The organism is Microcoleus sp. AR_TQ3_B6, from assembly GCF_036702785.1.
Taxonomy (GTDB): Bacteria; Cyanobacteriota; Cyanobacteriia; order Cyanobacteriales; family Microcoleaceae; genus Microcoleus.
The window spans coordinates 25,998-32,691 of record NZ_JAUBVJ010000090.1 but is presented as its reverse complement, the minus strand read 5'-3'; the positions used below and the strand labels follow the sequence as shown (position 1 = coordinate 32,691).

8 protein-coding genes are annotated in these 6,694 nt (G+C 45.2%); 3 read left to right on the top strand and 5 right to left on the bottom strand.

Going from position 1 to position 6,694, the window contains the following annotated elements; all coding sequences use genetic code 11:
- On the top strand, positions 1–215 hold a 215-nt coding region (locus QUB56_RS29955; RefSeq protein WP_332959994.1), incomplete at its 5' end, for a hypothetical protein.
- A gap of 195 nt (positions 216–410) precedes the next feature.
- On the opposite strand, the gene QUB56_RS29950 is transcribed toward QUB56_RS29955, so the two are convergent.
- On the bottom strand, positions 411–1,214 hold the full coding sequence (locus QUB56_RS29950) for a DUF2267 domain-containing protein (protein WP_332959993.1): 804 nt from the start codon (positions 1,212–1,214) through the stop codon (positions 411–413).
- A gap of 596 nt (positions 1,215–1,810) precedes the next feature.
- On the opposite strand from QUB56_RS29950, the gene QUB56_RS29945 reads away from it, so the two are divergent.
- Positions 1,811–2,269 (top strand): response regulator, encoded by a 459-nt coding sequence (locus tag QUB56_RS29945; protein WP_332959992.1) that lies wholly within the window; start codon positions 1,811–1,813, stop codon positions 2,267–2,269.
- Here QUB56_RS29945 and QUB56_RS29940 read toward each other — a convergent pair.
- From QUB56_RS29940 to QUB56_RS29930, 3 genes are all read right to left on the bottom strand, one after another.
- A complete protein-coding gene (locus QUB56_RS29940) occupies positions 2,238–2,654 on the bottom strand; it encodes a DUF2294 domain-containing protein (protein WP_332959991.1) in 417 nt (138 codons plus the stop codon). The genes QUB56_RS29945 and QUB56_RS29940 overlap by 32 nt on opposite strands.
- Positions 2,655–2,975: 321 nt before the next feature.
- A complete protein-coding gene (locus QUB56_RS29935; protein ID WP_332959990.1) occupies positions 2,976–3,353 on the bottom strand; it encodes a BON domain-containing protein in 378 nt (125 codons plus the stop codon).
- 330 nt (positions 3,354–3,683) lie between these two features.
- Positions 3,684–4,301 (bottom strand): hypothetical protein, encoded by a 618-nt coding sequence (locus QUB56_RS29930; RefSeq protein ID WP_332959989.1) that lies wholly within the window; start codon positions 4,299–4,301, stop codon positions 3,684–3,686.
- A gap of 1,002 nt (positions 4,302–5,303) precedes the next feature.
- Between QUB56_RS29930 and QUB56_RS29925 the strand changes: the two genes are divergently transcribed.
- Positions 5,304–5,552: a hypothetical protein gene (locus QUB56_RS29925; protein ID WP_332959988.1), complete on the top strand. Its 249-nt coding sequence runs from the start codon at positions 5,304–5,306 to the stop codon at positions 5,550–5,552.
- A gap of 161 nt (positions 5,553–5,713) precedes the next feature.
- On the opposite strand, the gene QUB56_RS29920 is transcribed toward QUB56_RS29925, so the two are convergent.
- Positions 5,714–6,559 carry a cyanophycinase gene (locus QUB56_RS29920; protein ID WP_332959987.1) on the bottom strand — a complete coding sequence of 282 codons (846 nt, stop codon included), beginning with the start codon at positions 6,557–6,559 and terminating at the stop codon, positions 5,714–5,716.
- Between the last annotated feature and the right edge of the window lie 135 nt (positions 6,560–6,694).

Genomic DNA, 6,694 nt, shown 5'->3' with positions numbered 1-6,694 from the left:
ATTCCTTATTCAACACTCACAACATAATACCATTATTGTTTATAATTGCTTATAAACTCAATGAAGTTTTACAATACATTACAACACTTTCGCCACATCTATTGGGCTTACCCAACCCGGGAGCGAGAAACTCGGTTTCTGGGGTTCTTTCTGGTTTCCCGACACATTTGGCCCAGAAACCGGGTTTCTCACAGCAGTTAGAAGGCAAAGAATGAGCGAACTCACAAGTAGTCAGGACTCAAGTTCGATCGAGTTCGATCGCGGCTCTAGTTCTCACTACGAAACAATTGCACAGTTACAAGACACCAGATATAGAGAAACCGGGTTGATGAACCAGCATTCTGGCTCAAGAGCGCAGAATGCTGGTTCCTTAACCCGGCTTGTAAGTATTTATACCCGGAAATATTGCGTTAAGCCGACGCCCAAATTTCCCGAATTCGATCGGGCAAAAAGCCAGCTATTTCCTGAATTCGCTCCTGGGACAGCTCATCCTTGGTTGCCGAAAATACAGCGGCGATCGCAGTTTCCGGTTTTACTCCCGAAGGAAGTCCGCCTTCTAGTTCCACCCTCCGTGCAAACAAATTGCCATCGATCCCCAAAGGTGCAGGCTCGCCGGTCAAAGGCTGACGTATCCGGCTGAGCAATCCCACCAGCGGATTTGTATCTTTCCAGAGGTCTGCTATTTCTTGTTGCAGGGTTTTGTCATCCGTAGGCAAAACTTCTTTGTGCAATTCAGATTCCACGTGCTCGATGGCATCTTTTGTCATCACATCGCGCATCACCCGGTACACTACTTCGGTAATGTCGCGGGCATCAAAAATATCCTCCAAGTGACCGTTTACCATCACTTTTTCCAAAAACGGCATATCCTTTGAAGCGATAGGAACTGCCGATCCTTCGTGGTGGAGCGACTTCGGAGGATTCGTCTCCATTTTCTGTAACAGTTTGCGGCCTTTTTCTGTTAACTCCGCTTCTTGAAATGCCACTAAAGGCGGCAATAACTGAGCTCCTCCGTAAGGCTCTCCACTAAACTCCGCTTTGATAAATTCCCTTTGGTTGAGGTAGTCCAAATGACCGAGCAATTCCGCTTCCGCCACCTCGTGACCGACATATTCTTGGGCTGCGTTCCTAATTTCCGACTCTCCCCTGCCGTTGCCGCTGCCAATCTTTTTGAGCAAAATGTAAGTCAGGTCGTCTCTGATTGGAATTGTCATCAAAACCTCCTAGGTTAATAGCCGGTAAAAAAGCTTAAGTAAAAACTGAATCTTTTTACTGGCTTAAATTGTGATAATTACTACTTAAAAACATTGAAGTATAAAGTAGAGTAACAAGTATCTCTCAGCAGGTGGAAGTTGTGAAACTTAAGTGTCTGTTAGAATCTTCCTTTAGGTAGATCCATGTATGGGAACCCACCTCTAATCTAGTGAGTATCCTGAAAAGCTGCCGTCACTCTTCAATTGCTATTAAGCGAAGATGCTTTATTGGTAAGATTTGCCGTATTTATTGCGTGTGGTTACCAAGGCTGACGCACCGATAGCGCCTAAGTTGGTAATTTGTGCTGGGATAGGTACAATTAAGCAGATGCTATGGGATCGATCGACTGCGGTCGTCTTTGCCCAGCTTGCAACGATATTGTACAATCGGGCTAGACAGAAGACTAGCGATCGCAGAGCTACAGATACGAGCCAATCTGTTTCAAGTGCCCGAGCGCCACTTGAGGAATGCCTCGGTAATTTTTTTTTTAGATCGTTGTGGGTTCGTTGTTGGATCGTTGTTGGGTCGTTGTTCGCTCGTTTTTCACTCGGTATTTATGAACTACCCTACTGGGAAGAATAATTTGGAATCCTCATCTTTAAATAGCGGTCAATCGGCGGTTGACAAGCGTCCTTTAGTGTTGGCTGTAGACGACAATCACGACAACTTAGAGCTGCTGACACAAATACTCGATTTATTCGGGTGCGAGTGCATGGGAGCCGTGGACGGGTACGCAGCTCTTTCAGCAGCAGTCGATCGACCTCCCGACCTAATCGTACTCGACATTTGCCTGCCGGATATAGACGGTTTAGAAGTAGTAAAGCGCATCCAAGAAAACCCCGAACTCAGACATATTCCGATTGTGGCGGTCACAGCACTAGCAAAAGCAGAAGACCGCGATCGGATTCTCAAAGCCGGCTGCGTTGAATACATTTCTAAACCCTTTAACATCAAGGATTTAGAAACAATTATCAGCCAGCACCTCAACTCTGAGATGTTGCTGGTTGAGTTTTAGACTTAGAAGTAGACTCGCGAAATTTAGGTGCCGACTCCAAAATTGCGATCGTTCCGGTGCGACCCGTCTCCAAAGTCGCATCGCTGAGCAAATCAGTTACTCCCACACCCAAAACCTCTTTGATTAAGTCTTTCAGTTGCACTTCTAGGACTGATTCTAGTTGCGCTCGCACCTGCAAAGCCAAATCTTGCTGACCGTTCTGGGCCAGGAGTTTTTCTGGTTGAGTAATACCATTTTCGATAATAATTATCAATTTGTTATCCAAAAGATGGCAGAGCGCCTGACTCATCTGTTGTCCTAGTTGAGAACGGTACAAAGCTTGAATCGCCTGGGAAAGACTCCGTTCTAATTTCCCGCGAGTAGGTTCTAACGTTTCCCCGGCCATATTTTTGATTGAAACAAAGATAATCGAAAAAAACACTTATAGAAGAAGGAAGTTCCGCCACGGGCCATGTACGGAATATAACAGATGGAAGAAGTCAGAAGCAATCTTAAGCTCATATTTCAGCAATTAAGAACGTCATAATCGTCAGAGCCATTCCTAAGCCCAGGCGCATCTAAATTTTCCAGTCAAGTAAGATGAAATTATGGTGGGGTAGACCAGGGAGTCCGCCCGAAAAATACAACGCAAGATTACCAACAGCTTATAACAGTTAACAGTTAGCAATTAACAGTTAACTGTTAGCTGTTAGAAATAACCGTCGCACTAGCCGACAGTAACTTGATTAGTTTCCACCCCAGTTGCACCCTTAACACCTTTAGCAATTGTCACCAACCTGTTGACAATTTCCTGACTGGGAACTGTACCTTTGAGAACCACCGTAGTACCCAGTTGAGCGACATAAACAGTGTCAATATCCGCAACATCTGGATTTGCATCGAAAGCCTGAGCCACCCGTTTAGCTAAACCGCTTTGATCGTATTCTCCATTCAATCCCATGCGTTCCGGCGGGATTGTCTGAGTGCTCGCAGCAGGCTGAGCTTGAGATTGAGCTTCAGCTACAGGTGCTTGGTAAGCAGGAGCGTTAACAGTTTCTTGATTTTCAAGTTTTTCTAAACCAAACAATCTTTTTAGCCAACCCATAGAGTTTGTCCTCCCACAAAGTTTGTGTTAATTGACGTGTTAATTGACGTGTTAATTGGCTGCTGCCACGTCGCCGTGCAATTGTTATTCTCCATACCAGGAATTACGATCGCACGGCGTTGACGCAGAAACCGGATTTTTCTACAAAAAACTATCGTTCCAGCCATCTGCCCCGCTAGAAAAACCCGGTTTCTTGAGTTTGGTGCGCCATTCCTAAATACAATTTACTGTTGTACAACTTCGCCGATCATCTGCCTGGAGACATAAATTCTCCGACGCTAAAACAAATACCTGCGCTGACAATTCCGGCAAATCAAACTTAAACTCTTATTACGCAACTTCTAGAATTTTGTTGTACATCAACTCGTGCCAAGCTCCCGCCGGAAAGTTAGGAATGCAGTTACCAGATAGATAAATATCCGAAAAATTAGCGACTACTGCTGCTAGCGTTACCTCATCGCTCCAGCGGTAGTAAGCAAACACTTTGGTTGCGGCATTGTATGGGAAAAATCCAATATTTTGTGTGTAAAGTGGCGGAACTTTTTCCCGCAGCAGAATCACGTGTTTGTAGTAAGCCAACAAATCATGATTTGGCTGATTTTCAAACAAAGACCATAGCAGTTTATTCGGCTGGTTGGGAGTTTGCCGAGTCGAGTGTCCAAACTCTTCGCCCATCCACATCATCGGTTTTTTTACTGCTGTTACTAACAAAACCGCTCCCCATTTAGCTCGTTTAAAAGCAGCTTGTGGGTGGAGAGTCCGAAAGCTTGCTTCCGCCAGCAAGCGGTGGCGGTGGTGGCTGGCTAAATAATTGATAACATTAGTTGTTTTTTGATAGCCTTGTTGTTTGGCATCCAGAACTTGCTTGAGCTTTTCGATATCGAAAGTATTCCCCGCGAGATTTTCTATAGCAAAAATATGAAAACTTTCGTGCCACCACCCGTCCATCGGCCCGTCCGCCGCTACGAATTCAGGAAGTTCGGGAATGTGTTCTGCTATGTTTTGACACTCCCCGACAATCAGGTACGGGGATTCTTTGATCTATGAGCCAAATTGCTCAGACAGGAGCACTCCAATCAAAGTAGAGGTCGATGTTCTAACTGAATTTGAGTGCGGAAATAACCTCTCTCATCTTTTTCTAAGGGAATTTATTCCCATACCGAAAAGGAGCCGAGCAGCGTAGCTGCTTTGTTGTTGGGAGCGAAGAGGTGAAATTCAATTGCAGCGGCCATGAATAGCTTGTTTGCAGAACTTAAAACTGTGATTAGTATTGATTTTTACCATTTTGTAAATGTGTTGCCATCGTTCTTAAGAGTTAAAACTTTGACTCTTATGTTGGTAGGTGTTCCGCGAACACCCGGAGGATTTAGTAGTACACATCCTACGGATTGAGTAAGGTGCGCCCCTGGGCACCCGGAGGCCAGATTTAAATCAATCAAAAATGTAGTTAAATTAACTAAAAACTATTAAGCGCTATTTATGAAAAGTAATTAAACTTTTGATAAGTAGATAAATCGCGCTCAGAGTTTAATATTTGTAACTAAAGGAACATTTTTTAGCTAACAGAGCTAATACTGTAGAATGATGTCATTTTATGCGGAAAGAGTGAGGCTGGACTTGTAATTGTAAGACAAGGGAAACCAGAAAAATGAATGCTTTATTCAACTGGATTTTCGGGCGATCGACTTTCAGTCCAGCTTCAGCCGAGAAGAGCAATAATTATCTTTGCTTAGGCCTGGGCAGCTCTTGTCTTCTAGTTTTTGACTAGCAAACTTTGTAGGACCAAAATCAGCTTTAACGACTGCTGCTACCTCAGTAATTGGTAATCGGTGAAAATTTCATCCGTCCCTGTTACCTGTTAGAGATTCCGAGCAGCGGCTCTAAGGCTCTAAAAGTTTAATGTGGGATGTGGGCGAATTACCTTTACTGTAAAACTCTGGAGTGTTAAAAATGCTAAAACAAATGTGTTGGTTGCCCCGCCTCGGAGGCAATGGAGAAAAGATATTGCACTTGCGCACCGAAGCCCGTCAAGGGTGGCGACCTTATACAGCTTTTCCGCAGTTTGCTGTATCCGACTACCGGGAACCGGGCGGTTCTAAGGGATGGGCAACTTTTCAGAAGCTGAAAACTCAGGGGTGGAATTTAATTTCGACTGAAGAAGGAGAGCAGTCGATGTTTGACGAACCGAAAAGTGCTTAAAAAACTAGAAACTGCCGGTATAAAAGAAGAGGTAAAATCCTCTTCTTTTTATTAGTTTAGGACGCAGCAACTGGGTTTTTCATCCTTATACTTGGTGGAAGCGGTAAGGTGCGCGCCCAGCACCCTACATAATTTTGAGATGTCCCCCAGTTGCAAGGAAATTAGGCGAGCGCCGTTTCCCTGTCTGCTGTAAGTGGTACGTTATTGACCACCGGCTGGCGAGTTTTCAAGTTAAACCGATATCCGTGGGGGAGGATGTGCAACTTGGCGCCGCAAATGGCCAAACCCTCATCCTTCAACCGTCCATCTATATTGTCGTGGAGTTTTTCCGACTCGTCGATGACAGTTACAGCGCTTTCGCCAATAACTTCCAACTCGTCACCGCTGACTAAAATAGCTGTATTTTCGTCAATACCAAATCCCAAGACGGCCGGTTGCAGCAAGAGTGCGGTAACTAAGCGTCCCAGACGACCTCGCTGGGCGAAATGCTGGTCGATGACAACATCGGGAAGGAAACCCATTCCCGGGCCCATTGCTACTACATCAACGCGGGGATTTGTCTCCGAGTCTCCTTCAATAATCATCATGTCTGGCATCATCGCCGCGCCGGCACTGGTGCCGCCAATGATAATCCCTTCAGAGTAGCGTTTGTGCATAGCTGCGTCGAGTTTGGTGTCTTTCAAGCAGCTAATAATCCGGGCTTGATCTCCGCCGGTAAAGAATATGCCGGTCGCTTGTTCGATCGCTTCTAAATACTCTGGATTGTTGGCATCTTCGGGTACCTGGGTGTCAACAACTCGCACATCTTCAGCGCCGAGTCGCTCAAACACTCGGATGTAATTATCTCCTACTTCTCCCGGTAGGCTTGTCGCAGCCGTCATGATCACAATGTGGGCTTTAGTGCCTCCGGCGCACCGCAAGAATTCCCGCAGAATTTTGCACTCCCCCTCTTTGTCTTCCGCGCCGCCAATAATTAGCAACTTCCCCTGGTTTTCGTTGCTCGCCATATTATCTCCACTTTTAATTTATTAAATTTCACTAAAACACAAAATTCCTTTTTCCGAAAACTGCCGAAAGGTATATATAGATACAAAAAAAATTATGGCTTCTACCACTCTAGGACGCACACAGCTCAGGCATTC